Origin of the sequence: Streptomyces sp., assembly GCF_019510245.1 — a bacterium.
Classification (GTDB): domain Bacteria; phylum Actinomycetota; class Actinomycetes; order Streptomycetales; family Streptomycetaceae; genus Streptomyces.
In genome coordinates, this window is sequence record NZ_JAEKKT010000133.1 from 151984 (window position 1) to 176232 (window position 24249).

24 protein-coding genes are annotated in these 24249 nt (G+C 72.5%); 9 read left to right on the plus strand and 15 right to left on the minus strand.

Annotation, left to right across the window (positions count from 1 at the left end; genetic code table 11):
• Positions 1-77: 77 nt before the first annotated feature.
• From sbnA to JF597_RS18565, 7 genes are all read right to left on the minus strand, one after another.
• Entirely contained in the window at positions 78-1169 is a 1092-nt protein-coding gene (gene sbnA / locus JF597_RS18535) for a 2,3-diaminopropionate biosynthesis protein SbnA (RefSeq protein WP_293995952.1), read from the minus strand.
• 36 nt (positions 1170-1205) lie between these two features.
• Entirely contained in the window at positions 1206-2276 is a 1071-nt protein-coding gene (gene sbnB, locus JF597_RS18540; RefSeq protein ID WP_293995954.1) for a 2,3-diaminopropionate biosynthesis protein SbnB, read from the minus strand.
• The gene (locus JF597_RS18545) at positions 2273-3277 is read right to left on the minus strand and encodes a TauD/TfdA family dioxygenase (protein WP_293995956.1); all 1005 of its coding nucleotides are present in this window, start codon (positions 3275-3277) and stop codon (positions 2273-2275) included. Before JF597_RS18545 ends, sbnB begins: the two co-directional genes overlap by 4 nt.
• A 39-nt stretch (positions 3278-3316) precedes the next feature.
• Positions 3317-6598 carry a non-ribosomal peptide synthetase gene (locus tag JF597_RS18550; protein ID WP_293995958.1) on the minus strand — a complete coding sequence of 1094 codons (3282 nt, stop codon included), beginning with the start codon at positions 6596-6598 and terminating at the stop codon, positions 3317-3319.
• A 13-nt stretch (positions 6599-6611) separates the two neighbouring features.
• Positions 6612-9191 (minus strand): Pls/PosA family non-ribosomal peptide synthetase, encoded by a 2580-nt coding sequence (locus JF597_RS18555; protein ID WP_293995960.1) that lies wholly within the window; start codon positions 9189-9191, stop codon positions 6612-6614.
• A 335-nt stretch (positions 9192-9526) separates the two neighbouring features.
• Positions 9527-9802, minus strand: coding sequence for a hypothetical protein (locus tag JF597_RS18560; protein ID WP_293995962.1), 276 nt, complete (start codon positions 9800-9802; stop codon positions 9527-9529).
• Positions 9803-9880: 78 nt separating this feature from the next.
• Positions 9881-10321, minus strand: coding sequence for an ATP-binding protein (locus JF597_RS18565; protein ID WP_293995964.1), 441 nt, complete (start codon positions 10319-10321; stop codon positions 9881-9883).
• 286 nt (positions 10322-10607) lie between these two features.
• On the opposite strand from JF597_RS18565, the gene JF597_RS18570 reads away from it, so the two are divergent.
• From JF597_RS18570 to JF597_RS18580, 3 genes are read left to right on the plus strand one after another with little or no spacing between them, the layout of a single operon-like run.
• The gene (locus JF597_RS18570; RefSeq protein WP_293995965.1) at positions 10608-11483 is read left to right on the plus strand and encodes a helix-turn-helix transcriptional regulator; all 876 of its coding nucleotides are present in this window, start codon (positions 10608-10610) and stop codon (positions 11481-11483) included.
• Complete coding sequence (locus JF597_RS18575) at positions 11480-11752, plus strand: DUF397 domain-containing protein (protein ID WP_293995967.1); 273 nt, start codon at positions 11480-11482, stop codon at positions 11750-11752. The genes JF597_RS18570 and JF597_RS18575 overlap by 4 nt, the downstream gene beginning before the upstream one ends.
• Positions 11753-11788: 36 nt before the next feature.
• Positions 11789-12595, plus strand: coding sequence for an SAM-dependent methyltransferase (locus JF597_RS18580; RefSeq protein WP_293995968.1), 807 nt, complete (start codon positions 11789-11791; stop codon positions 12593-12595).
• Positions 12596-12667: 72 nt separating this feature from the next.
• Here JF597_RS18580 and JF597_RS18585 read toward each other — a convergent pair whose 3' ends face one another.
• Both JF597_RS18585 and JF597_RS18590 read right to left on the minus strand, forming a co-directional pair.
• The gene (locus JF597_RS18585; protein ID WP_293995970.1) at positions 12668-13522 is read right to left on the minus strand and encodes a chitosanase; all 855 of its coding nucleotides are present in this window, start codon (positions 13520-13522) and stop codon (positions 12668-12670) included.
• A 141-nt stretch (positions 13523-13663) separates the two neighbouring features.
• Positions 13664-13879: a hypothetical protein gene (locus JF597_RS18590; protein WP_293995971.1), complete on the minus strand. Its 216-nt coding sequence runs from the start codon at positions 13877-13879 to the stop codon at positions 13664-13666.
• Between the two features lie 190 nt (positions 13880-14069).
• On the opposite strand from JF597_RS18590, the gene JF597_RS18595 reads away from it, so the two are divergent.
• On the plus strand, positions 14070-14852 hold the full coding sequence (locus JF597_RS18595; RefSeq protein WP_293995972.1) for a DNA-formamidopyrimidine glycosylase family protein: 783 nt from the start codon (positions 14070-14072) through the stop codon (positions 14850-14852).
• Between the two features lie 39 nt (positions 14853-14891).
• On the opposite strand, the gene JF597_RS18600 is transcribed toward JF597_RS18595, so the two are convergent.
• Complete coding sequence (locus JF597_RS18600) at positions 14892-15464, minus strand: dihydrofolate reductase family protein (RefSeq protein ID WP_293995974.1); 573 nt, start codon at positions 15462-15464, stop codon at positions 14892-14894.
• Positions 15465-15678: 214 nt separating this feature from the next.
• Here JF597_RS18600 and JF597_RS18605 point away from each other — a divergent pair, with 214 nt between their 5' ends.
• Positions 15679-15975 carry a hypothetical protein gene (locus JF597_RS18605; RefSeq protein WP_366916419.1) on the plus strand — a complete coding sequence of 99 codons (297 nt, stop codon included), beginning with the start codon at positions 15679-15681 and terminating at the stop codon, positions 15973-15975.
• A gap of 227 nt (positions 15976-16202) precedes the next feature.
• Positions 16203-16562 carry a tetratricopeptide repeat protein gene (locus JF597_RS18610; RefSeq protein WP_293995976.1) on the plus strand — a complete coding sequence of 120 codons (360 nt, stop codon included), beginning with the start codon at positions 16203-16205 and terminating at the stop codon, positions 16560-16562.
• Between the two features lie 67 nt (positions 16563-16629).
• Here JF597_RS18610 and JF597_RS18615 read toward each other — a convergent pair whose 3' ends face one another.
• Genes JF597_RS18615 through JF597_RS18625 form a run of 3 tightly spaced genes read right to left on the minus strand, consistent with a single transcriptional unit; the run spans position 16630 to position 19446 of the window.
• Positions 16630-17550 (minus strand): M48 family metalloprotease, encoded by a 921-nt coding sequence (locus JF597_RS18615; protein WP_293995978.1) that lies wholly within the window; start codon positions 17548-17550, stop codon positions 16630-16632.
• Positions 17551-17556: 6 nt separating this feature from the next.
• Positions 17557-17973, minus strand: coding sequence for a BlaI/MecI/CopY family transcriptional regulator (locus JF597_RS18620; protein WP_293995980.1), 417 nt, complete (start codon positions 17971-17973; stop codon positions 17557-17559).
• 60 nt (positions 17974-18033) lie between these two features.
• Positions 18034-19446, minus strand: coding sequence for a PepSY-associated TM helix domain-containing protein (locus JF597_RS18625; RefSeq protein ID WP_293996151.1), 1413 nt, complete (start codon positions 19444-19446; stop codon positions 18034-18036).
• 122 nt (positions 19447-19568) lie between these two features.
• Here JF597_RS18625 and JF597_RS18630 point away from each other — a divergent pair, with 122 nt between their 5' ends.
• Complete coding sequence (locus JF597_RS18630; protein ID WP_293995982.1) at positions 19569-20213, plus strand: peptide deformylase; 645 nt, start codon at positions 19569-19571, stop codon at positions 20211-20213.
• Positions 20214-20331: 118 nt separating this feature from the next.
• On the opposite strand, the gene JF597_RS18635 is transcribed toward JF597_RS18630, so the two are convergent.
• A complete protein-coding gene (locus JF597_RS18635) occupies positions 20332-21759 on the minus strand; it encodes an NAD(P)/FAD-dependent oxidoreductase (RefSeq protein WP_293995984.1) in 1428 nt (475 codons plus the stop codon).
• Positions 21760-21894: 135 nt separating this feature from the next.
• Here JF597_RS18635 and trxA point away from each other — a divergent pair, with 135 nt between their 5' ends.
• Positions 21895-22275, plus strand: a complete 381-nt coding sequence (gene trxA, locus JF597_RS18640) for a thioredoxin (RefSeq protein WP_293995986.1) — start codon at positions 21895-21897, stop codon at positions 22273-22275.
• A gap of 97 nt (positions 22276-22372) precedes the next feature.
• Here trxA and JF597_RS18645 read toward each other — a convergent pair whose 3' ends face one another.
• On the minus strand, positions 22373-23419 hold the full coding sequence (locus JF597_RS18645; RefSeq protein ID WP_293995988.1) for a LacI family DNA-binding transcriptional regulator: 1047 nt from the start codon (positions 23417-23419) through the stop codon (positions 22373-22375).
• Between the two features lie 158 nt (positions 23420-23577).
• Here JF597_RS18645 and JF597_RS18650 point away from each other — a divergent pair, with 158 nt between their 5' ends.
• Positions 23578-24249: a TetR/AcrR family transcriptional regulator gene (locus JF597_RS18650; protein ID WP_293995990.1), complete on the plus strand. Its 672-nt coding sequence runs from the start codon at positions 23578-23580 to the stop codon at positions 24247-24249.

A 24249-nucleotide genomic window follows, 5' to 3' on the forward strand; every position in this document is an offset into this window, starting at 1 on the left:
CCGGCGGGCACGCCGCGGCCCCCCGGGCGCACCGCGCGGGCGCATCCCGGGGGGCCGGGCTCCGGCCTGAGTAGCCGTCAGGTGCTGCTGCGCCGGCGGGCCGGTGCCCGGGAGGCGGGCTTGGGCTCCCGGGGCAGGGGCTTCGGCGGTGCCGTGTCCCTGGCGTCGAGCGCCTGGTCGTCGTCCCCGGCGTGGGGCACCCGGTCGCCGTCCTCGGTGGCCAGCACCTGGTCGCCGTACAGGTCCTGCAGCCAGTTGGTCTGGTAGATGGTGTCGAGGTAGCGCTCGCCGAGGTCCGGTGCGATGGCGACCGCCGTGAGGTCGCGGGCGTCGTGCCGGGTCAGCCAGTCCGTCGCGCCGCTGACCACGGTCCCGGTGGAGCCCCCGAAGAGGAAGCCGTGCCGGGCCATGCGGTGGCACATCCGGATGGTGTCCGGCTCCTCCACCCGGATCACCTCGTCCACGAAGGACTCGTCGAGCAGCGGCGGGCGCATGCTCATGCCGAGGCCCGGGATCATCCGGCGGCCCGGCTCGCCGCCGAACGCCACCGAGCCGGCCGCGTCCACCGCGACGATCCGCACCGGCCGGTGCCACTCGCGGAAGTAGCGGGCGCAGCCCATGAGGGTTCCGGTGGTGCCCGCCCCGACGAACAGCACGTCCAGTCGGGGGAACCGGCGGGCGATCTCCGGGGCGGTGGTGCGGTAGTGCGCCGTCCAGTTGCCCGCGTTGGTGTACTGGCTGAGCCACACGTACCGGTCGTCCGACGCGCACAGCGAGCGGACGTACTCGATCCGGGTGCCCAGGAACCCGCCGTTGGAGTCCTGGTCGGCCACGATGTGCACCTCGCTGCCGAGCGCCTCCATCAGGAGCCTGGTCGACAGGTTGCAACGGGAGTCCGTCACACACAGGAACCGGTAACCCTTGCTCGCGGCGATCATGCTGAGCGCGACGCCGAGATTGCCGGAGGAGGACTCGACGAGGACGGAGTCCGCTTTCAGGATTCCGTCCCGCTCGGCGTTCTCCACCATCTCGTTGGCGGCCTTCAGTTTGATGGATCCGGCGAAGTTGAAGGCCTCGCACTTCAGGTAGAGCTGGTGTCCGCAGATCGACTCCAGGTCGACGTAGAGATCGCCCTCGTTGAAGGCGTAGGGAGCGGAGATGACAGGCACGGCGGGCCTCCTGGTGCCGGGCCGAGGACGACGGCCTCAGCCGTAGCGGCGCAGTTCGTGGAAGAAGTCATCGATGAGACAGAGGTCCCCGGCCCGGGACACCTCGTCGTAGACGTACTTGCCGACCGCGAGGTCGAGGACGCCGAGTCCGAAGGGCGAGAAGATCACGGGGCGGTCGGGCGGTGGGGCGGCCCGGCCGGCCATGACGTCGCCGAGGGTTCCGTTGAGGAAGTCGCGGTCACCGGTGAGCTGTTCGACCAGATGGGGTGACGTGTCGGCCTTGAGGCAGTGGTCGACGTCGTCGACGAAGTTGGCCGCGCCCATCAGGACCTCGGGGGCGAGGTCGCGCAGGGACACGTGCAGGACCAGCGGGTTGTGGGTGAACCAGGCCGGGTCCGTGACATGGGGGCGGCCTGCGATGGTGGCGAAGACCACCAGGTCGCTGCCGCGGACCAGGTCCTCGGCACGCTCGTGGACGGTGATACGCGCACCGGTGCCGGTCTGTTCCAGGTAGCCGCGGAAGCCGCCGGCGCTGTCGGCGGACAGGTCGTGCACGCCGATCTCGTCGAAGTCCCAGCCGGTGCCGGCCAGGAAGGTGTGGATGTAGCGGGCGATCAGGCCGGTTCCGAAGAAGCCGACCCGGGTGGGGCGGGTGCGGTTGCGGCTGAGCCAGTCGGCGGCCAGGGCGGCGGAGGCCGCGGTCCTGGTGGCGCTGATGATCGAGCTCTCCAGGCAGGCGAACGGGTAGCCCGTCTCCTGGTCGTTGAGGATGAGCACCGCGGAGGCCCGGGGCAGCCCGCTGCTCACGTTCTCCGGGAAGCTGGAGACCCACTTCAGGCCGTCCACGTGGACGGAGCCGCCGAGGGAGGCCGGCAGCGCGATGATCCGCGAGGTCGGCCGGTCGGTGAAGCGCAGGAAGTACGACGGCGGGTTGACCGAGTCGCCGGCGTCGTGCAGCCGGTAGACGGTCTCGACCAGCTCCGTGAGCTGTTTCTCGCGGCCGCTCAGCACCTGGTGCACCTGCTCGCCGGTGACGACCGCGAAGGTCGGTACGGCGGGCCGCCCGGGGGTGGCGGACCGGGTGGTGGTCGACAGGGTGTCGGTCATCGCTCGCTCGCCTCCGTCGCCGGGCAATCCTCGGCCGGCCGCAGGGGCTCGCCCATGCCGACCAGCACCTGCCGCTCCCCGGTGAACGCCTCCCGGCTGTGCGCGGTGCGGATGTTGTCCACCAGCATCAGGTCGCCCTGCTGCCAGGGCTCGCGCCGGGTGTGCGCCTCGTAGGTGCTGTTGATCAGCTGGACGACGTCCTCGCCGATCGGGGTGCCGTCGCCGTGGCGGGTGTTGAACGGCAGTCCGTCCGCGCCGTAGACGTCCACCAGGTACTCGCGCACCTCGGGTGCGAGGGTCCACTCGTTGAGGAAGGCGATCTGGTTGAACCAGCAGCGCCGGCCGGTGAGCGGGTGCCGGACGACGGCGTTGCGGCGCTGTTCGGTGCGCAGGGTGCCGTCGGGCTGCCAGGTGAAGTCGATGGCGTTGGCCCGGCAGTAACGTTCGATCCCGGCGCGGTCGTCGGTGCCGAAGGACTCCGTGAGGCTCGCGCCGATCTCGTCGTTGTAGGTGCGGGTCAGGATCCAGCCCTCCCGCTCGAAGCGTTCGACGAGCCCGCCGGGCAGGGCCCGCAGCACCTCCTCGGCGTCGGCCACCGCCGTCGCCCCGTCCCGTTCGGGCGCGGTGAGGCAGGCGAAGAGCATCAGGCCGGGCACCTGCTGCTGGTAACTCAGCTCGTGGTGCATGCACATGGGCTGGTTGGCCGGCCAGGGCGTGGACGCGTACACGCCCGGACGGTGGGTCTCCCGGGGGGCGAAGGCCTCCCGCTCCGTCATGAGTTCCCCGGCCAGGCGTTCGAAGACGGCGCCGACCTGGCCGGGGTCGCGGAGTCCGAGGCCGCGGACGACCAGTGCGCCGTGTTCGGTGACCTGGGCGCGCAGGGCCTCGCGGTGCTCGGCCGCCCACTTCGGGGGGTCGTCGGTGGACTCGACGCGCAGCAGTGCCGGCTTGTCCGGCCGCAGCTCCACGTCGAGCGGTGATGCCAGGGAGGAGAACGGCATCTCGGGTTCCTTTCGGTCGACCGCCTGGGGTGTGACGGGTCAGGAGGAGGCGAGGGGGAGGACGGTGGTCAGGACGGCCTGCGCGGCCTCGGCGGGGCGCGTGCGCAGGAAGTGGTGGCCGCCGTCGGCGAGTTCGTGCAGCTCGACGCGGTCGGCCAGGAGCAGCCAGTCCCGGTGGTGCCGGGTGTGGCCGGCGGTGTGCGGGTCGTCGGCGGCGACGACCACCGAGACCGGGGCGGACAGCTTCACGGGCGGCGGATCTTGCAGGGCCGCGCCGAAGTAGCGGTGGGCCGCGGCGCAGTCGTGCCGGTAGGCGGCGGCGATGTGGGCGGCGTGCTGCGGGTTCAGCTCGGCGAGTTCGGGGTGGCCGCCGTCCGCGGCCAGGCGCGTCGCGATCCCGGCGTCGCTCAGGCGTGCCAGTTCGGTGACGGCGGTGTGCCGTTCGGCGGCGGTGCCGAGCAGTTGCGCGCCGAGGAAGAGCCGTTCCACGTGGACGCCGCGCTGCTGGAGTCTCCTGGCCGTCTCGACGGCCGGTGCGGTTCCCGAGGAGTGGCCCCAGAGCATGACCCGGGTCAGGCCGCGTGCCGTGATCTCGGCGGCGACCTGTTCGGCCACCTCCTCGACGGGCGCGAACGGTTCGGGGGGTGCGGCCAGGTTGTGACCGGGCGGGTCCACGGCGAGAACCGCGAGGCCGCTGCCCGCCAGGGCGCTCGCCATCGGCTGGTAGTTGACCGCGTTGCCGCCCGCGTACGGGAAGCAGACCAGGGCACACCCGGGGGTGCCGCTCCCGTCCGCCAGGGTCAGCAGCAGCTCCGGTCGTTGCCGGGCCGGGCCGTCGAGGAGGGCGGCCAGGTCGGCGAGGACCGGATGCCGGGTGATGTCCTTCAGGGACACGGCCCGGTCGAGGGCGAGGCTGAGCCTGACCGCGGTCAGGGAGGTGCCGCCGGAGTCGAAGAAGTGGTCGGTGCGGCCGACCTGCTCCACGGGCACTCCCAGCAGTTCGGCCCAGGCGGCGGCCACTGTCCGCTCGGTCGCGCTGAGCCGGCCCGCGGTCGCCCGCTCGGTGCCGCCGGGCGCCGGGTGGACGTCGCCGGCCGGTGTCGTCTCGGCCAGCCTGGTCAGGGCCTTCTTGTCGATCTTGCCGTTGGCGGTGAGCGGAAGGCTGTCCTGCCAGTGGCAGGCCGAGGGGACCATGTAGGAGGGCAGCGTCGCGCCGAGCGCCTCGCGCAGGACCTCGGGCCGCTGCCGGGTGCCGGAGTAGAAGGCGATGAGCTGCTTGCCGCCGCCGTTCCGCTCGGCGACGACCACCGCGCCGTCGCGTACGCCGGCCACCCGCAGCAGGCAGTTCTCGATCTCGCCGATCTCGATCCGGAACCCGCGGATCTTGACCTGGCTGTCCCGGCGGCCGAGGAACTCCAGCTTGCCGCCGGGGTGCCAGCGCCCCCAGTCGCCGCCCAGGTAGAGGCGCTCGCCCGGCCGGTAGGGGTCCGTGCGGTACGCCTCCCGGGTGCGCTCGGGGTCGTTGACGTAGCCGCGGCCCACGCAGACGCCGGAGAAGGCGATCAGTCCCGGGGCGCCCAGCGGTACCAGTGACAGGTGCTCGTCGACGACGAGGACGCGGACGTTGTTCACGGCCCGCCCGAGCAGTACCCGGTCGGGCACCTCACGGAGGAGTTCGTGGTTGGTGTCGTCGGACGTCTCGGTGAGGCCGTAGGCGTTGAGCAGGCCGATGCCCGGCTGGACCGCCAGCCAGCGCTGGACGAGTTCGCGTTTGAGCGCCTCGCCGGTCACCGACACGTACCGCAGGTCGGGCAGCGTGCGCGGGTGCTGCTCCAGGTAGGAGCACACGACCTCCAGGTACGACGGCACGAGCTGGGCCACGCCGACCCGGCCGCGCTCCAGGGTCTCGGTGAACCGCGCCACGTCCGTGATCACGTCCTGCTCGACCAGCAGGGTCCGCCCGCCGGCCAGCAGCGGGGCGACCAGCTGCCACAGGGAGATGTCGAAGCACTGGGGGGCGGTCTGCGCGACCACGGTCCCCTCGCCGATCTCCAGGTCGTCGATCTTGGCGTGCAGGTGGTTGAGCATGCCCGCGTGCTCGCACATCGCGCCCTTGGGCTCGCCCGTGGAGCCGGAGGTGAAGTAGATGTAGGCGAGTTGACCGGCGTCGACGCGGATCCCGGGGTCGTCGTCGGCGTGCCGTTCGGCGTACGCCGTGTCGAACGGCAGTTTCTCGACGTCCGGCAGGGCGGCCAGCGCCCCGTCGAGGGTCCCGGTGCTGCCGGGCTCGGCCAGGGCGATCCGGCAGCCGGCCCGGGACAGGGTGGCCTCGATGCGGCCGGCCGGGAAGTGCGGCTCGATCGGCAGGTACACGCCGCCCGCCTTGAACACCGCCAGCACCGCCGCCAGCCAGTCGAGGGTGCGCTCGGAGACGACGGCGACCACGTCCTCCCGGCCCAGGCCACGGGCCAGCAGGGCGCGGGCCAGCCTGTTGGCGCGCCGGTTGAGCTCGTCGTACGTCCACTCCCGCGTGCCGTGCACGGCCGCCACGGCCTGCGGATGCGAGCGCACCCGCCGCTCGAACAGTTCGTGCGCGCGGGCGTCCGGCAGCGGGCGGTGCCGACCGGCCAGCCCTTCCAGCTGCTCGTGCCGTTCCTCGGCCGAGAGCAGGCTCTGCCGGGTGTGGTCGGCGTCGGGGTCCGCCGTCAGCAGCCGCAGCGCGGTCAGGTGGTAGCCGCCGATGCGGGCGGCGGCCGCGGCGTCCAGGGCGTCCGTGCGGTACCGCAGGCGCAGCGTCAGCCGGCCGTCCCGGTCGGTCCAGCGCACCTGCAGGACGCCGTGGTCGGCGTGGTCGGCTTGGGACTCCTCGGCGCCGAGGGGACCGCAGACCACCTCGTACGGCGGCTCCGTCAGCCCGAGTTCGCGCCGGAGTCCGGCCACCGGGTGGTCGCGGTGTGCGAGCACCTCCGCCTCGGCCCGCGCGGCGGCCGCGAGCAGGGCCGTCCAGCTTCCGGAGGGGACGGGCACCCGGCACGGCAGCGGGGCGCCGCCCGGCACGGTGGCGTGGCCCGTGACCACCTCAGACTCGCCGGAGAGCGCGGCCAGCACCTTGAGGTGGGCGGCCAGCAGCACGGTGCCGGCCGACAGGCCCTGCCGTGCGGCCAGTTCACGCACCGCCCGCGTCACGTCGTCGGGCAGCGGGGTGTCGTGCCCGGCCGTTCCCGGCACCGGTTCCCGGACCCAGCGGGGCACGGCGGTGGCACCGCCGGCGGTCAGTGTCCGGGTCCAGAACTCCCGGTCCGTCTCCACGCGCGTTCCCATCGGATGGCCTTCCTCAACTCACGGTCGCCGTGGTGGCGTCGGCTGCTGTCGTGACCCGGGCGACGCCGCCGGGCCGGCTCTCGCCGTCCGGCATGTCCACCGCGGGATTGCCGCCCCACCGGGCGTTCGGGGGGACTTCCTCGCCCTTCATCAGGAAGGAGTCGGGTGCGAGCACCGCGCCGTCGCCCATGGTCACGCCGTAGTGCACGTGGGCGGCGACGCCGAGCGTGCAGCCGGCGCCGAGCGTGGTGACGTCGGACTTGAAGGTGCCGTCCTCCTGCGAGTGGCACTGGATCTTGCTGCCGGCGTTGAGGGTGCAGTCGTCGCCGATGGTGGCGAGGGTCCGCTCGGTCAGGTAGCAGCCGTCGTCGAACACCCTGCGGCCGATGTGGACCCCCAGCAGCCGCCAGACCAGGCTCTTGAACGGGGTTCCGTTGAAGATGTTGAGGAAGTGGTCCGGCACCTTCCACAGCCGTTCGTGCCACCAGAAGTACGGGTCGTAGATGGAGCAAAGCCGGGGGCGCAGCGCGCGGAACGAGGCGATGCAGCGCTCCACCAGGATGAAGTAGGCGGCGGAGAAGGCGAGGGTGAGCGCCAGGTAGCCGGCGATCACCACCTGGCCGACCACGCCGTACAGGTCCACGGAGGCGAGGCCGAACAGGGTGAGCGCGAAGGTGTGCAGCCAGCGCACGAACAGCATGAGCGCCATGGAGCGGAGGTTGTAGCGGTTCTTCGCGGCCAGCCGGCGGCGGAACGTCTCGCCGGTGCGGAGGTGGTCGAAGCCGGCGTCGCGCTCCACCGAGCGGGGGATCTCGAAGCACGGTGAGCCGAGAAGCCCCACGCCTTCGCGGACCTCGCCGTCGAGGGGGACCATCACCTTCGTCGCGAGCAGGCAGTTCTCCCCGGTCCTGGCGCCCGCCGGGTAGGCGATGTTGTTGCCCAGGAAGTTGTGCGCCCCGATCGAGGCCCGGGAGAGCCGGAAGGACGTGCTGGAGAAGTCCGCGTTGAGGACGGAGAGGCCGTCGGCCACCATCGTCCCGCTGCCGACGCTGACCAGCAGCGGTGTCTCGTGCTGCACTTCGGTGCCGAAGTTCGACCCGGTCTGCTCGACCCGGGACAGGTCGTACCCGATGCCACGAAGGTAGCCCACGATGTAGGAGCTGTCGCCGAAGAGCCAGGCGAAGAACTTGATGTTCGTCATGCGGGCCGTGGTCCGCTGCAGCGCGTAGTGGAGTCCGTAGAGCGGGTAGACCTTGTCGGGCTTGACCAGGAGGCCCACCAGGCGCGGCAGGGTGCACAGGGCCGCGAGTCCCAGGACGAGGAACCCGAAGAAGAGCACGGCGGAGAGCAGCAGGGCGTCGGGAAGGAGTTCCGACCAGCCGAGCGCGACCGTGGTGGGGTCGAGCCGCTCGCCGATCGCCGGTACCTCGGTGAAGAACATGTAGACGCCGCCGATGGCCAGCGGGATGTACAGGAGGACCAGCTGGAGCAGCGTGCCGAGGCCGAACCAGGCGCGGCGCAGGGACCCGCAGTTCGCCGGGGCGATCCGGATGTAGTCGGTCCGGGTGGGCTCCGCGGGGGATCCGTGCCAGCGCTCGCCGTCCGGGACCGCCTGGCCGCGGTGCAGGGCGGAGGAGTGGCCGAGCTGGGCGCCGTGGCCGAGGGAGGTGTCGATGTCCAGGACGGTCTTCTCGCCGACGAAGGCGTTCGTGCCGAGGGTGATGCGGCCGGTCTGGATCCGTCCGGCGCAGGCCCGGTAGCCGAGGAAGAAGGAGTCCTTGCGGATCACCGTGCCCGCGCCGATGGTCAGCAGGTCGGTGCAGACGGGCACGGAGTGGGAGAGGATCGTGACGCCCTTGCCGATGCGTGCGCCGAGGGCCCGCAGGTACAGCACGTACAGCGGGGTTCCGGTGAGGAGGACCATCGGGTTCGCGTGCAGCAGCGCCTTGACGAGCCAGAACCGCAGATACGTCAGGCCCCAGACAGGGAACTCGCGGGGTCGCCAGCGGCCGACGAGCAGCCATTTCGCGGCGACGGGGAAGGCGCACAGCGCCAGGAACGCGCAGCTGCCGAAGAGCAGCGACCGCAGATAGACGTCGGCCAGTCCCCTGCCGGCGGCGATCCACTCGAATCCCGTGACGGTGACGAATCCGGAGACCAGGGAGTAGCCCAGGAAGACCAGCAACTGGAGGGTGCCGCAGACCAGATGGCTCCACCGTGCGGGGCGCGGGCCCGGTGCCGGCGACGGCTCGGGCGGCTGCGGGGCGGGCACCGGATCGGCTGGGGCGGGGGCGGACCGGCCGAGTGCCGCCGCCAGGCTCTGGATCGTGGGGTGCCGGTAGATGTCCCGCATGGACGGCGACGGAAGGTCGGCGGCCTTGCGTATTCGTGCGCAGAACTGGGCCATGACCAGGGAGTTGGCGCCGAGGTCGGTGAAGAAGTGGCCGTCGACCGGGACGGTCTCGGCGTCGAGGAGGTCGGCCAGTGCCTGCGCGAGCCTCCGCTCGGTCTCCGCCCCCCTGGGGCCGCTGCCGGTCGGGGCGACGGCAGGTTCATCCGGCTCCGAAACGACCTCGGAGGACTGCTCCACCATGCGATCTCCTGGAGAACGTGAATGTTCCTGATCACGAACCGGCGGATTCAGTTTGTCCGGATAAGAGCGTTACCTGCCACTTGTCCCGTGGGCATGGTCGAGCGCCCGGCATGAGCCGCCAGGCCCGCATTCCCTTGGTTTCACGCCCGGAAGGGGAACGTGCGAATCACCCGAACGGCGGCCCCCCGGCCGGCAGCCCCGTCGCGGGGACCGGCATCGGCCGAGGCCTGGGCCATGGCGTGGGCCATGGCGTGCGGTGGTCGTACACAGACGGATCCGTGCCGCGCCGACGGGGGTCGGCACCGGTGGCGCGGGGCACGGATCACCGGGTCACTTCAGGCGTCGGGGCCGTCCGCCTCCGCGCTCTCGTGCGCCGCGATGCCGACGAAGCGGCGCACGGCCTCCACGGGCATGTCCAGCCCCTCGGAGGCGGTGCGCTCGTCACCGAACACCTGCACCGCCTCGGCGACGGCCACGGCCAGTTCGGCCTCCGCCTTGCGGAGCTTGACCTCGGCCTTGTCCACGGTGTCGACCACGGCCAGCTGCCGGCGCTGCTTCTCCTGGAGTCGCTGCTTGCGGGAGAGCGTTTTGTCAGAGTTCTGCACAGTCACGACCAAGATCATATGCGGGCTCGCACACCCGCACGAAATCGGCAACTGCCACCCCCTGAAGTCCCGTTCGCTCCTCCGTCAGGCCGTCAGCGTCGCCCACACCGCGTGGCCGCTGGTGAGCCGCGACCGGTCGACACCCCAGGAGTCGGCGAGCTGCTCGACGAGCAGCAGCCCCCTGCCGCCCTCGTCGTCGGGGCCGGGATGGCGCCGGGGCAGGCCGCGGCCGGAGTAGTCGTGGTCGTGGACCTCCAGCCGCAGGCAGCCGTCGGTGACGAGCCCCATGCCGCACAGGATCCGCACGCTCAGCGTGTGGATGACGGCGTTGGTGGCCAGCTCGGACACCAGCAGCACCGCGTCCTCGCACAGCTCACGGGAGAGTCCCCACTCGGTGAGCCGGGTTCTCACGGAACGCCGGGCGACTTTGACGCTGGAGCGGTGCGAGGGCAGCTCGATCCAGTGCGCACGGTCGGGCGCGGCTACGTCTAACAGGTCGCGGGGGGAGGTCGCGTGGGGGGACACGATGGCTGCCTTCCGTGAGGCGGGCACGGCGGAGAGCGGTCAGAGCAGGCTGAGCAGGCAGAACGGGCGGAGCAGAGCGGCAGAGCGGGCACGACTGGACAACGGCCGCACGGGAAGCGGGACCTCGCCCGTGATCGTGGCCGCGATTTACTCAAGTAATCATGCGCGCATGCAAGTTCAGGCTGCAACCGACTCCCTGATAATTTCAGGATGCCGGTATCGGTCTGGCTGCTTCAGCAAGTGCCTGTCACACTCGTGCGGGTGACAGTCCCTCAGGAGGTAGGGCGTGAGCGAAGGCCGTTCGAACGCGGGGAGCACCAGTGCGCCCACCGTGCTGCGCATGATCCTGGGCCGCAGGCTCCAGGAGCGGCGCCAGGGAGCGGGAGTGTCGCTGGAGGACGCCGCGCGGGCGCTTCGGGTCACCCCCCTGACCATCCGCCGGCTGGAGAAGGCGGAGGTCACGCTCAAGCCCCTCTACGTGGACAAACTGCTCGAGACCTACGGCGCCGACCGGCAGGAGCGGGACGAGTTCGTCGCCTTCGCTGAGCGGGCCAACGAGCCCGGCTGGTGGCACACGTACCGGGATGTGCTGCCCACCTGGTTCAGCGCCTACGTGAGCCTGGAGACCGGCGCGACGACCCTGCGCACGTACGAGCCGCACTACGCCACGGGGCTGCTGCAGACCCGGGAGTACGCGCGCCACGTGCTCAGCGGCGGCTTCCCCAACGACAGCGACGAGGACCTGGAGCGGCGGGTGAACCTGCGGCTGCGCCGTCAGGCCCTGCTGGAGCGCTCCGACGCGCCGACGCTGTGGGTGGTGATGGAGGAGGCCGTCCTGCACCGGGTGGTCGGCGGGCCCGAGGTGATGCGGGAGCAGATCGAGCGGCTGCTGGAGGTCTCGGAGCTGGCGCACGTCAGCGTCGACGTCGTCCCGTTCACCGCCGGTGCCCATGTGGGCGTGTGCGCCCCGTTCACCTACTTCCGCTTCGCGGAGCCCGAACTGCCGGACGTCGTCTACACCGAGGTCCTCTCCGGCGCGATGTACCTGGACCAGCGCTCCGACGTCGTCGCCCACCTGGAGGCGCACAACCGCATGTCCCTGCTCACTTCCGACGCGCAGAGCAGGGCGCTCCTGAACCGCATGCGCAAGGAGTACTCATGACCACCTTCGACACCTCCTTCGACGGCAGTGTCCACGACGTGTACAACGGCATGCCCGCATCGGAGCTGGGGGAACAGGGCTGGGAGTCGCCCTGGAGCGGCCCCAACGGCGGTCAGTGCGTGCAGACGAAGCAACTCGCCGACGGCAGGATCGCGCTGCGGCAGTCGACGGACCCGGCCGGCCCCGCGCTGATCTACACCCCGGAGGAGATCACCGCGTTCGTCGCGGGGGTCAAACGGGGCCTCGCCGACCACCTCACCACCGGCTGACCTCTCCCCCACCCACCCCCCTCTGAAAGGTTCAGGATGACCAACTCGCCCGCGGCGCGGGACATCGACACCAGCAGGCCCCACTCCGCCCGCATGTACGACTACTACCTGGGCGGCAAGGACCACTTCGACGTCGACAAGGTGGCCGCCGAGACCGTGGCGTCCGCCTACCCGGGCATCTTCGTCTGCGCCCGGGAGAACCGTGCCTTCATGCACCGCGCCACCCGCGTCCTCGCCCGTGAGCACGGCATCCGGCAGTGGCTCGACATCGGCACCGGCATCCCCACCGAGCCGAACCTGCACCAGGTCGCCCAGTCCGTGGTCCCCGAGGCCCGGGTGGTGTACGCCGACAACGACCCGCTGGTGCTCAAGTACGCCGAGCGGCTGATGCGCAGCACCGTCGAGGGCCGTACCACCTACATCGAGGCGGACGTCAACGACCCGCAGTCGCTGCTCGACGCCCCGGAACTGGCGGAGGTGCTGGACCTCGGCCGGCCGGTGGCGCTGTCCCTGAACGCCCTGATGCACTTCGTGACGGACGCGCAGGACCCGTACGGCATCGTGAGCCGGCTGCTGGACGTGGTTCCCTCGGGCAGCGCGCTCGCCCTGAGTCACTGCACGCCCGACTTCGACCCGGACACCTGGCAGAAGGTCACCGACATCTACACCAACGCCGGGACCCCGGTGCAGTTCCGCTCGCGTGCGGACGTGGCGCGCTTCTTCGACGGTCTCGAACTGCTCGACCCCGGTGTCTCGGTGGGCCACCGCTGGCGCCCCGACGCCGAGCCGACCGCCACCGACGCGGAGGTCAGCCTGTGGACCGGGGTGGGCATCAAGCCGTAAGGCCACTGCGAGGGGGGATCCGCCCCTGGGCTGTCGTACCGCATGGGGGTGCGGTACGACAGCCCGGGGGTGTCAGCCGATGTGGTAGCTGTCGCCGTACACCTTCCAGTCCAGCGGGGTGTTCAGGCACAGGTTGCCCTTGTTCAGGAAGACCCGCTGCTCGGTGTCGACCCTGGTGGTGTCGCTGTGCGCCTCCTCCTGCTTCATGGCCCACACCCGGGCGTCGAGGAAGGCGCTGAGGTACGTCTTCTCGTTGCCGCCCTGCGCCGGCGGCTTGGCGTGACCGAGGGCGCGCTTGCGTATGTTGCGGAAGCTGGTGGGGTCGTCGCCGTCGCCGTGCATGACGATGGCGTCGTAGTAGGTGAACTGGCCCAGCGTGCCCAGCCCGTCCGTCTTGCCCTGCTGCACGGCCGGATTGAAGTACACGCGGTCGCGTTCGTCGTTCTGGGCCTGCTGGAAGGCGGTGTCCTGGGCCGCCTTGCGCCAGTCGGCGGGGAAGTTCGGGTCGAGGCCGCTGTGCGAGTCGGTGCCGTTGACCCGGCGCAGGGCGGGCAGGTACTTGGCGAGCACGTTGCCGGGCTTGCGGTCGGTGTAGAGCTGGACGAGGTCGAGCATGTCACCGGTGCCGGAGCAGAAACCGATGATCCCGGCGGTGTACCCGCGGCCGTCGCCGATGTCCTCGATGTACTTGTACTGCGCCTTCCAGTCGAGCGAGGAGTTCTCCGCGCTCGACACCAGCTTCATGGCGATCTCCTTCTTCGCCGGGTCGTCGAGGCCCACGCAGCTCGCGGCCGGCACGGCGGCGGAGGCGTGCGCCGGGCGCAGCAGTACGGCTCCGGCGCCGACGGCGGACGCCCCGAGCAGGGCGAGCAGGGTGCGTCGGGAGGTCAGGACCGGGTTCGTCGGGGTGTCGTTCGGATGACTCACAGCGGGCTCCAGTGGGGGGTTGGGGACTTCACCGATAGGAAGGTTTCCTATCAGTCGAATCCACTGGTGTGTACCCGTCACGCGAAAAGTTCGTAGGGTCGAACAAGTCCGCCGGTGCGGTCCGGGTGCGGCCGGCGCGGGTCAGCCGGTGGCGGTCCAGGCCTTCGGGCCGATGCCGCGCCACTCGATCAGCTCGGGATCGTCGACCGTCGTACTGGCCTCGGGCAGGCCCGCGCGGCGCAGGAACTCGACGATGTCGAGCAGGTGGTACGCGATGCCGACGTACTCCCCGCGGATGGTGACCCGCCGGCCGCCGTCGGGGCCCGGCGGCTGCACGATCACAGGCGCGCCTTCCATAGTGTCCGGATGCCCCCGAGCGGCGCGGTTCATGCGGCGGCCCGCGCTCGTGAACGGCCCGTGGAAGGGGCGGCGGCGCCTCTCCGGCTCCGGCTCCCGCTCCGGCTCCCGCTCCTCGCGACGGTTGGCGGGGGCGGATGCGGCTACCCGGGACCCGACGGGCGCGCCGAGACCGCCGCCGGGAGGAACCATGCCGGAGTTGCCGGACGTCGAGGGCTTCCGTGAGGTGCTGGACTCCTGCGGCCGGGGACGCCGCGTCCGGCGTGTCGAGGTGCGGGACGCGGGTGTCCTGCGCGGCGTCGGCGCACGACGGCTGCGGCGCGAGGTCGAGGGCCGGCGGCTGGGCCGGCCGCACCGCCACGGCAAGCTGCTGGTCACACCGGTCGGCGACGGCCCGGCCCTGGTGTGGCACTTCGGCATGACCGGCGAGCTGGTAGCGGCCTCGATCGGCGACCCCCTGGACCGGCACGACCGGGTCGTCCTCACGCTCGACGGCGAACGGCAGCTGCGCTATCGCGACCAGCGCAAACTCCAGGGCGTCCGGCTGGCCGACGGACCCGACGCGGTGGAGCACCTGCTGGCCGGTCTGGGACCCGACGCCCTCGGCATCGGCCGCGGGGACTTCGTGGCACTGCTCGCCGGGCGGCGGGGCGCCGTCAAGGGCCTGCTGATGGACCAGTCCGCCGTCGCCGGTCTCGGCAACCTGCTCTGCGACGAGATCCTGTGGCGGGCCCGGGTCGTCCCGGGGCGGCCGGCGCGGGACCTCGACGAGGCGGAGGCCCGCCGGGTGTTCGCGGCGATGCGACGGGTGCTCGCCACCTCCTGCCGGGCCGCCCGCGTACCGCCCCGCCGCAGCTGGCTCACCGGCCACCGCGACGACAGCGAGCCGGTCTGCCCGCGCTGCGGCACCCCGCTGCACTCTTGCCGCATCAACGGCCGCCGCACGGTCTGGTGCCCGGCCTGCCAGCACTGACGTGCCCACCCGGAGACGGCGGCGCGGTGCGGCGCGGGCTCAGCGGACGACGTCGAAGACGTTCTTCTGCACGCCGTTGGCGTAGACCTCGTGCTCGACCAGCTTCAGGTGCCGGGTGTCCTTGTCCGAGGCGCTGAACAGCCGCTTGCCCGCGCCGAGCAGCAGCGGGTAGACGAGCAGGTGGTAGCGGTCGATCAGACCCGCGTCGGACAGGGCGTGGTTGAGCGAGGCGCTGCCGTGGACGATGACGGGGCCGCCCTCGGTCTCCTTGAGGGCGGCGACCTCGCCGAGCGAGCGCAGGATCGTGGTCTCCCCCCAGTTCGACACCAGGTCGCCCTCGGCGAGGGTGGTGGAGACGACGTACTTCGGCACCGTCCTGTAGTGCGCGAACTCCGCCATGTCCGGCCACACCGGGCTGAACGCCTCGTAGCTGGCCCGGCCCATCAGGATCGCCGTCGACTCCTTCTGCTCCCGCTCCTTGATCTCGAACGCCTCGGGGACGAACTCGACGCCCTTGAAGGTCCATCCGGCGTTCCGGTACCCGGGCTCGCCGCCCGGAGCCTCGACGACGCCGTCGAGGGAGATGAAGGCAGTACTGATGAGGGTACGCATCGGGGTTTCCTCGCCGTCCGGGGTCCGCCGCGGTGGCCCGCGGTTCCCTCCCAGGCTCCAACCGACAACTAATTTTGTCAAGAAAACTTGGCTTGTCGGAAGAGCGCTGACGGCCCCACCGGAGTCCCGCGACGCCGTGTAATCCGCCGTACCGCAGGTACTCGACCGGCCAGGGCCTTTTCCCGAGGACCTGAGGACCTGCGGACCTGAGGAGATGACCGGGATGCTGTTCCTCGGACTGCTTCTGCTCGCGGCGACCGTCGCGTTCACCGCCCTGGCGATCGCCGGCAACCTGTCCGGCGGGCCCGGCTACACGGTGTCGGTCCTCGACCACCCCATCGCCACCCTCGGCCCGCTGGCGATCTTCTGTGCCGGTCTCGCGCTGGCGCTGATCTTCTGTCTCGCCCTGGCCGTGATGACCGGCGGCGCGGTCCGTCACCGCCGTGGCCCGCGTGCGGGCAGCCCCCGTACCGCGCCGGGCCGCTTCACGGGACCCGCCGCCGGGGCCTGATCTCATCGGGGGACGCCCGCTCCCGGCGCAGCCCGCGGGCACGACCAGCGGGTCCGCGGCCGCCGCCACGGCGAGGGCCGCACGGATCGCGGCGAGGGTGACCACGGCCTCGCGGCCGGGGCCGCCGGTCGCTTCGGGGCGCTCCCGCGGCACCGGCCGGGACGGCTCCCAGGTTGATGGAATTTTCAACCACCTCGGTCCGTTGTCGGCCTCGAAGGAGGTCACGCGTGGACACGACGTACGAGAGGGCCTACTACGACCAGGGAACCGCCGCCGAGCGCTGGGCGCGGGCCCAGCTGTTCTTCGACGCCAGGGACTACGCGGGCGCCGCGCAGGTGCTCGCCGGACTCGTCGAGGAGGCGCCGGAGCAGACCGGTCCCCGGCTGCTGCTGGCACGCGCCTACTACCACTCGGCCCAACTGCGCCGCGCGGAGGCGGAGTTGCGCGAGATCGTCGAGCGCGACCCGGTCGAGCACTACGCCCGGCTGATGCTGGGACGTACGCTCCAGCGGCAGGCCCGGCACGAGGAGGCGGAGACGCATCTGCGGATCGCCTCGGCGCTGGCCGGGGACTTCCCCGAGGAGTGAGCAGCAGCCGACGAGGAGGGGCCCCCGGCATGGCCGGGGGCCCCTTTCGCCGCCGTCCGCGCGGCGGTCACAGCGGCGCCGCCGCGCGCAGGATCAGGAACAGCGTCACCGCCGAGTTCGCCGAGGACATCGCGGAGACGAGGGTGCCCGCGGCGGCGCCCCAGACGGCCAGGCCGGCCGCGGTGAACGCGGAGGGCCAGCTGCGGGCCACCGGGGCGGGACCCAGCAGGGCGGCGACCCGGCGCGGCACCGGACCGGAGGCGGCCGCCGCGGCCGGCGTCGGCGCCGGGGTGCCCACGGAGAGCAGCGCCGCCTTGCCGATGGCCCGCGCGACGGTGTGCCGGTCCCCCACCGAGCGGGCCGCCTCCTCGTCCGCCCAGCGCTCGGCCGTGTAGCGGACGGCGGTGCGCAGGGGCCGCAGGAAGGGGTTGGCGCGTGCCGCCAGGTGGACGGCGAGCAGGTGCCGGTGGTGCCGGGCCGCGCGGTGGGCACGTTCGTGGGCGAACAGGGCCCGGCGTTCGCCCGGCGCGAGGCCGGCCAGGAGCGCGGTGGTGACGACGGTCCGGTCGGGGAGCGCGTAGGCGTAGGGCGTGCTGTCGGGCAGCACGGCGACCGTACGGCCGGGCAGTGCGGTGAGCGCCCGGCGGGCCCGCCTGGTGACCCGGCGGTGCCGGTGGAGTGCGCGGCCGCACAGGACCGCGACCACGGCGAGGGCGGGGATGGAGAGGCGGCCGGCGATCTCGTCGTGCGGGACGGCGGCCCGCACCTCCGGGTCGGACCAGCCGTCGGGGAGGGGGTTGCCGGGGAGCTGGGCGGTGCCGACCACCATCAGCAGGGCGAGGCAGAGCGTGCTGCACCCGGCCATGACCACGGCCACCGCGGTGAGCAGCCGGGTGGCGGTGCGCGGATGCAGCCGCCCCTCGGCCAGCCGGGCGACGGGCCACGCGGACAGCGGCAGGACCAGCGGCAGGAAGACGAAGACCCCCATGGACGGTCAGTCTTCCGTACCGCCGTGGTCCGTGGGCGGGACGTTCCGAGTGTTCACCGGGCCCGGCCCGGCGGCCCCCAGCAGGGCCCGCAGCACCTGCTCGTCACCGGGCGGCAGGGCGGTGACGAAGCTCGCGAGCACCGCCTCGCGGTCCCGTTCGCCGTCGAGGAGGCGGCGCATCCGCAGGGCGGCGAGCCGGGCCACGTCGGCGGTGGGCGTCCACAGGAAGGAGCGGCCCTGCCGTTCCCGGGCGACGACGTCCTTGGCGAGCAGCCGGGTCAGGATGGTCACGACGGTGGTGTACGCGAGGTCGCCGCCGAGCCGCTCCTGCACCCAGGCCGCGGTGACGGGACCGTCGGCCTCGCGCAGCGCGCCCAGCACCTGGCCCTCCAGCTCCCCCTGCCCCCGCCGGGCCCGCGCCATAGTCCCGTCTCCCTCCGGCGTCGGCGTGTGGTGACACGCTCACCAGCGTGTCTGACCACGCTACTTCACGCCGGCCCTGCCTCCGTACGTCCGCCAGCCGCGACGGTGCGCGATCTCGCCGAGCACGATGTCCACGGCGAGGAAGGCGGCCAGCGGGATGCCGAGCAGCGGCACGAAGTAGCCGAGCACCGCGACCACCGCCATCGCCGGGACGAGGAGGTACGGCGGTACCTCCGCCCAGGCCCCGCGCGGGATCGGCCGGCCGAAGGCGGAGCCGCGGCCGCGCTGCCACCACATGCGGTAGCCCCACAGGATCAGCAGGATCAGGGCGAGCGCGAGCAGGGCGAGCGCGAGCTGGTTGACCAGGCCGAACAGGATGCCGGTGTGCAGGTCGATGCCCCAGCGGGTCAGCTTGGCGAGAACCGGGTAGTCGGCGAAGCGCAGGACGTCGGTCACCTCGCCGGTGCCCGGGTCCACGGCGACGGAGTCCTGCTTCTCGGGCCAGCTGCGCTGGACCTGCCGCACCACGTAGGCGCTGTTCGCGTCGGCGGGCGGGACGATCTCGACGGGGTCCCCGAGTCCCTCGGCGCGGGCGGCGGCGAGCACCTTGTCGAGGCCGACGCCGTGCTCGGCGTCACCGCCCGTCCCGGCCGCCGTGCCGTGTCCCGCATGCTCGCTGCCGCTCGCGGCCGCCGAGACGGCCGGGGTGGCCTGGCCGAGCGAGGTGCGCAGCTCGTCGATGTGGGCGCCGGCGTACGTGGACCAGGTCAGACCGGTCGCCGAGAGGAAGACGAACCCGGCGGCGGCCCAGACGCCGACGGTGCCGTGCAGGCCCAGGGTGCGGCGCCGCCCGCTGGTGCCGCGCACCGTGCGCAGCGCCCGCCGCCGGGCGAACCACAGCACCAGGCCGCCGCCCGCGATCACCCACAGCCAGCTCGCGGCGAACTCGCTGTAGAGCCGTCCGGTGTCGCCGAGGTGGAGGTCGCGGTGGAGTTCGTCGATCCAGGTGCGCAGGGGCAGCGCGCCCGTCGAGCCGTACTGTGCCAGCGCGCCGCGCACTTCGCCGGTGTACGGGTCGATGAACACCGCGAGGGTGTGGTCCGGGTTCACACCCTTGACTCCCGACAGCAGCACCCTGGTGGTCGCGTCCGCCTCCGGCGACGGCCGGATCGCGGAGACCGTGCCCTCGGGGTGGGCCTTGCGGGCGGCGGCGACCTGCTCCGAGATCGGCAGCGCGGTCCCGCCCACCGGGACGGTCAGCTCATGGGCGTACACCAGCTTCTCGGCCTGGAAGGAGAAGGCGTACAGCAGGCCGGTGGCGGCGGCGACGAGCAGGAAGGGGGCGACCAGGACGCCGGCGTAGAAGTGCAGGCGCAGGACGAGGGGGCGCAGCGGGGCCCAGCGGCTCGGGGAGGCGGCCGGGGCGCTGGGTTGCGGGACCTCGTCCGTGGCGGGAGGGGGTGCGATGGACATCGGGGGCTTCTCCGGGGACTGGTGCGGAGCGGGGACGGTCCAGTAGTCGGACCGCTCCAGGGCGGAGTTCCCCACGTCCGAAGTGACCTGAGTCACATGTCTCGCCATGGCATGCTGTCCCGATGGCATCTCCCAGTGATCGCGCACCCCTTGCCGAGCGGATCGACGAACTCCTCGCCCCCGGCGGCCCGTTGCCCATCGTCGCGGCCGGCGACCCGGTGCTGCGGCGCGGAACCGAGCCGTACGACGGCCAGTTGGCGCCGGCCCTGCTGGCCCGTTTCGTCGAGGCACTGCGCGTCACGATGCACGCGGCACCGGGCGTGGGCCTGGCCGCGCCGCAGGTCGGCGTCCCGCTCCGCATCGCGGTCATCGAGGACCCGGCACCGGTACCGGAGGAGGTCGCGGTGGCCCGGGGCCGGGTCCCGCAGCCGTTCCGGGTGCTGGTCAACCCCGTCTACGAACCCGTCGGCACCGGCCGCGCCGCGTTCTTCGAGGGCTGCCTGAGCGTGCCGGGCTGGCAGGCGGTGGTGGTCCGGCCCGCGAGCGTCCGGCTGACCGGCGCGGACGAGCACGGGCACGCACTCGACGAGGTGTTCACGGGGTGGCCGGCCCGCATCGTCCAGCACGAGACCGACCACCTCGACGGCATGCTCTACCTCGACCGGGCCGAGCTGCGCTCACTGTCCTCCAACGCGGCGATGGCGGAGCGGTGGACCCAGCCGACCCCGGCGACGGCGGCGCAGGCACTGCGCTTCGACCTGCCGTAGACCGACAGCGCCTCGCAGGGCGCGGCGCCCGTCAGCGCCCCGAAAGGGGCGCGGGGAACTGCGCGACCAGCCACGACGGCGCGGCAGCCGAACGACAGCAGAACGCACCCCTCCGGCCCTACCCGCGGTACGCCTCCAGCAGCCGCAGCCACACCTCACTCAACGTCGGGTAGGACGGCACCGCATGCCACAACCGGCTGATCGGCACCTCCCCGGCCACGGCGACCGTCGCCGCGTGGATCAGCTCACCCACCCCCGGCCCCACGAAGGTGACCCCGCGCAGGGTCTCCGTCTCCAGGTCGACGACCATCCGGGCCCGTCCTTTGTACCCGTCGCCGTACAGCCCCGCCCCGGCGACGGAGGAGAACTCGACGTCGACGGCCCGCACCCGGTGCCCCGCCTGCTCCGCCTCGGCGAGGGAGAGTCCGACGGCCGCCGCCTCCGGGTCGGTGAAGACGACCTGCGGTACGGCGTGGTGGTCGGCGGTGGCCACGTGCGCACCCCAGGGCGCGTCCAGGAGCGGTGTGTCCGCGACCCGCGCCGCGATCGCCGCGCCCGCGATCCGGGCCTGGTACTTGCCCTGGTGGGTGAGGAGCGCCCGGTGGTTGACGTCCCCGACGCCGTACAGCCAGTCGGTTCCCTCGACCAGGAGGGTGTCGTCCACCGACAGCCAGGACCCCGGCTCCAGACCGACCGTGTCGAGGCCGATGTCGTCCGTGTGCGGGACCCGCCCGGTGGCGAAGAGGATCTCGTCGGCCTCGATGAGGTCGCCGCTGTCGGTCACGGCCACGACCGTGCCGTTCTCGCGGGTGACCGACCGGACGGACGTACCGGTGCGGACGTCGACACCGGCCTCCTTGAGCGCGTCGGCGACGAACTCGCCGGCGAACGGCTCCATGCGGTTGAGCAGCCCCTTGCCGCGGACCAGGAGGGTGACCCGGGAGCCGAGGGCCTGCCAGGCGGTCGCCATCTCGGTGGCGACCACACCGCCGCCGACGACGATCAGCCGGCCGGGCGCCTCCTGGGCGCTGGTGGCCTCGCGGCTGGTCCAGGGCTTGACCTCGGCGAGGCCGGGCAGGTCGGGCAGTTGGGCGCGGGTGCCGGTGGCGACGGCCACCGCGTGCCGGGCGGTGAGGGTGGTGAGGGTGCCGTCGGGGCCGGTCACGGTGACCGTCCGGGGTCCGGCGAGGCGGCCGTGGCCGCGGTAGAGGTCGGCGCTGATGCCGTCGAGCCAGGCGACCTGGCCGTCGTCCTTCCAGTCCGAGGCGAAGTAGTTGCGGCGGGCGAGGACCGCGGGGGTGTCGAGGGGGCCCTGGACCGCCTGGGCGAGGCCGGGCAGCCGGCGTGCCTCGGACTGGGCGATGACCGGGCGCAGCAGGGCCTTGCTGGGCATGCAGGCCCAGTACGAGCATTCGCCGCCGACGAGTTCGCTCTCCACGACCGCGGTGGTGAGGCCTGCCGCACGGGTGCGGCCTGCCACGTTCTCCCCCACGGGGCCGGCCCCGAGCACGACGACGTCGTAAGCGATGGATTCCGTTTCCGTCATGGGGCCAGTCTTGCGGGTGGTGTGCGCGGGGGCCACACGGGTAGGCAGCCGGAATACCTGCCCGGCCCTACATGTTGTCGCGAGCGGTTCCGCCCCGCCCCGGGGCGCCCCCACGTCAGGAAGAGGGAAGCGCGCATGAGCAGCACCGTGGAGCTCACCAAGGAGAACTTCGACCAGACGGTCACCGAGAACGAGTTCGTCCTCATCGACTTCTGGGCGTCCTGGTGCGGCCCCTGCCGGATGTTCGCGCCGGTCTACGAGAAGGCCGCGCAGGACAACCCCGACCTGGTCTTCGGCAAGGTGGACACCGAGGCGCAGCCGGAGCTGGCGCAGGCATTCGGTATCCAGTCGATCCCGACCCTCATGATCGTCCGCGACCAGGTCGCCGTCTTCGCCCAGCCGGGCGCCCTGCCCGAGGCCGCGCTCACGGACGTCATCGGCCAGGCCCGCAAGCTGGACATGGACGAGGTCCGCAAGAGCATCGCCGCACAGCAGGACGGTGCGCAGGGCGAGTGAGACCCGGTAGGCCGGGTCACGGCCGCTGACGACCACCGCGAGGCGGGGCGCGCCGCCGGACCGGGCGCGGCTGCCGTATTCGGCTGCCGCGCCGGGATCAGCTGGACTCGCGCTGCACCACCGAGGCACCGAGCACCCGGTGCGTCTCCAGCTCGCCGCCCGGGTCGCGCACCACGCGGTCGACCAGTTCGGCGAGGTCGCGGCCGGAGGGCAGGTCGATGTGGATCGTGGAGAGCCGGGGCCGCAACAGCCGGCCGAGCATCAGGTCGTCGGCACCGAGCACCGCGGTGTCCTCGGGGATGCGCACGCCCTCGTCCTGGAGGGCGCGCATGAACAGCATCGCGTACTCGTCGTTGTACGCGAACACCGCGTCGAGCCCCAACTCTGGCCAGCGTGCGGCGAGTTCGGCCGCCGACTGTTCCGTGTAGCCGAGCGGCACCCCGGTCACCTCGGCGTCGGTGCCGCGCAGGGCCTGGCGCACACCTTCGAGGCGGGGCCGGGAGAAGGTCTCCAGCCCGGCCTCCTCGGGGACGACCACGCCGATCCGGCGCCGGCCGCGTGCGTACAGGTGGCGTCCGGCGCAGTGGCCGACGGCGTCGTGGTCCATCAGCAGCGCGTGGGCGCCCTCGACGCGTTCGGGGCCCAGGGTGACCACGGCGCGAGCGCCGGCCCGCTTGAGGACCGCGACGCCCTCGGAGCCGAGTTCGGAGCCCGGCACCAGCACGGCCACCGGCCTCAACTCGGCCCAGGCGCGGGCGGCTTCGTCCCCGCGGAGGCCCGCGGTGCCGTACTGGACGACCGTGTAGTCGAGGCGGCTGAGGGCCCACTGCAGGTCGTTGATGAACTGCCCGTAGAGCGGCCCCACCGCGATGGCCGGGGCGGGCATCAGGACCATCCGGCTGTGTCCGGCGCGCAGGCTGCGGGCGGCCGCGTGCGGGACGTACCCGAGTTCCTTCGCGGCCTCGTGGACCCGGCGGCGGGTGGGCTCGCTGATCCGGACGGCACTGGTGTTGTTGAGGACGTAGGAGACGGTCGCGCGCGAGACGCCGGCCAGGCGGGCCACATCGGCGCTCGTGGGGACCGAGCGCGGGACCGGCGACGCTGCCGAGGTCGGTTTCGGGATCTGCACCATGACGTACGGCATCTTGGCAGAGACCCGGGGAGGGGGGACCGGCGGGGCAAGGTGGTTGACGGTTCGACGAGTTGATCCCTTGACCATCAGGCGCGGGGACACGTACACCGCCGTCCGAACATGTTCGTCACGAACTTGTTCGCAACGAACATGTTCGTTACAGTCGACGCATGCCAGCAACTCCCCGCTCCCGCCGGGAGCGTCCCGCCAAGCCCGCCCTGACCAGGGAGGGCATCGTCGCCGTCGCCGTGGAGATCCTGCGTGCCGAAGGCCTGCCGAAGGTCACCATGCGGCGCCTGGCCCAGGAACTCGACACCGGGCCGGCCTCGCTCTACGTCTACGTCCGCAACACCGCCGAGCTGCACGCGGCGGTCCTGGACGAGCTGCTCGGCTCGATCGGCCCGGCCCCGGCGGCGGGCGGCTGGCGGGAGCGGCTGGAGGGCGTACTCGTCGCGTACACACGGATGCTCCTGGAGTACCCGAGCCTCGCCCGGTCCGCGCTGACCGCGTGGCCGAGCGGCCCGCACTACCTGGACCTGATCGAGACCCTGCTGGGCCTGCTCGACGAGGGCGGGGTACCGCGCGAGCGGGCCGCCTGGGGCGTCGACCTGCTGCTCCAGCGCGCCACCGCGACCGCCGCCGAGCACGCGGGCGAGGCGTCGCGGGAGGACTGGGACACCCTCGGCCAGGCGCTGAGCCAGGTGTCGGACCGCACCCACCCGCACATCGCCGCCGCCTCCGGGGTGCTCCTGTCGGGCGCGCCCGAGGCCCGCGTGTCCTGGGCGTTCCAGGCCCTGATCAACGGCATCGAGAGAACCGCCGTACCCGAACCCCGAGACTAG

Coding starts and splice junctions, on each gene's coding strand:
- JF597_RS18545 (WP_293995956.1), bottom strand. CDS start 3,277: ATGCCGTTCTCCTCCCTGGCATCACCGCTCGACGTGGAGCTGCGGCCG.
- JF597_RS18615 (WP_293995978.1), bottom strand. CDS start 17,550: ATGGGGGTCTTCGTCTTCCTGCCGCTGGTCCTGCCGCTGTCCGCGTGG.
- sbnB (WP_293995954.1), bottom strand. CDS start 2,276: ATGACCGACACCCTGTCGACCACCACCCGGTCCGCCACCCCCGGGCGG.
- JF597_RS18580 (WP_293995968.1), top strand. CDS start 11,789: ATGACCAACTCGCCCGCGGCGCGGGACATCGACACCAGCAGGCCCCAC.
- JF597_RS18550 (WP_293995958.1), bottom strand. CDS start 6,598: ATGGGAACGCGCGTGGAGACGGACCGGGAGTTCTGGACCCGGACACTG.
- JF597_RS18605 (WP_366916419.1), top strand. CDS start 15,679: ATGACCGGGATGCTGTTCCTCGGACTGCTTCTGCTCGCGGCGACCGTC.
- JF597_RS18595 (WP_293995972.1), top strand. CDS start 14,070: ATGCCGGAGTTGCCGGACGTCGAGGGCTTCCGTGAGGTGCTGGACTCC.
- JF597_RS18620 (WP_293995980.1), bottom strand. CDS start 17,973: ATGGCGCGGGCCCGGCGGGGGCAGGGGGAGCTGGAGGGCCAGGTGCTG.
- trxA (WP_293995986.1), top strand. CDS start 21,895: ATGAGCAGCACCGTGGAGCTCACCAAGGAGAACTTCGACCAGACGGTC.
- JF597_RS18575 (WP_293995967.1), top strand. CDS start 11,480: ATGACCACCTTCGACACCTCCTTCGACGGCAGTGTCCACGACGTGTAC.
- JF597_RS18555 (WP_293995960.1), bottom strand. CDS start 9,191: ATGGTGGAGCAGTCCTCCGAGGTCGTTTCGGAGCCGGATGAACCTGCC.
- JF597_RS18650 (WP_293995990.1), top strand. CDS start 23,578: ATGCCAGCAACTCCCCGCTCCCGCCGGGAGCGTCCCGCCAAGCCCGCC.
- JF597_RS18625 (WP_293996151.1), bottom strand. CDS start 19,446: ATGTCCATCGCACCCCCTCCCGCCACGGACGAGGTCCCGCAACCCAGC.
- JF597_RS18630 (WP_293995982.1), top strand. CDS start 19,569: ATGGCATCTCCCAGTGATCGCGCACCCCTTGCCGAGCGGATCGACGAA.
- JF597_RS18600 (WP_293995974.1), bottom strand. CDS start 15,464: ATGCGTACCCTCATCAGTACTGCCTTCATCTCCCTCGACGGCGTCGTC.
- JF597_RS18635 (WP_293995984.1), bottom strand. CDS start 21,759: ATGACGGAAACGGAATCCATCGCTTACGACGTCGTCGTGCTCGGGGCC.
- JF597_RS18590 (WP_293995971.1), bottom strand. CDS start 13,879: ATGGAAGGCGCGCCTGTGATCGTGCAGCCGCCGGGCCCCGACGGCGGC.
- JF597_RS18645 (WP_293995988.1), bottom strand. CDS start 23,419: ATGCCGTACGTCATGGTGCAGATCCCGAAACCGACCTCGGCAGCGTCG.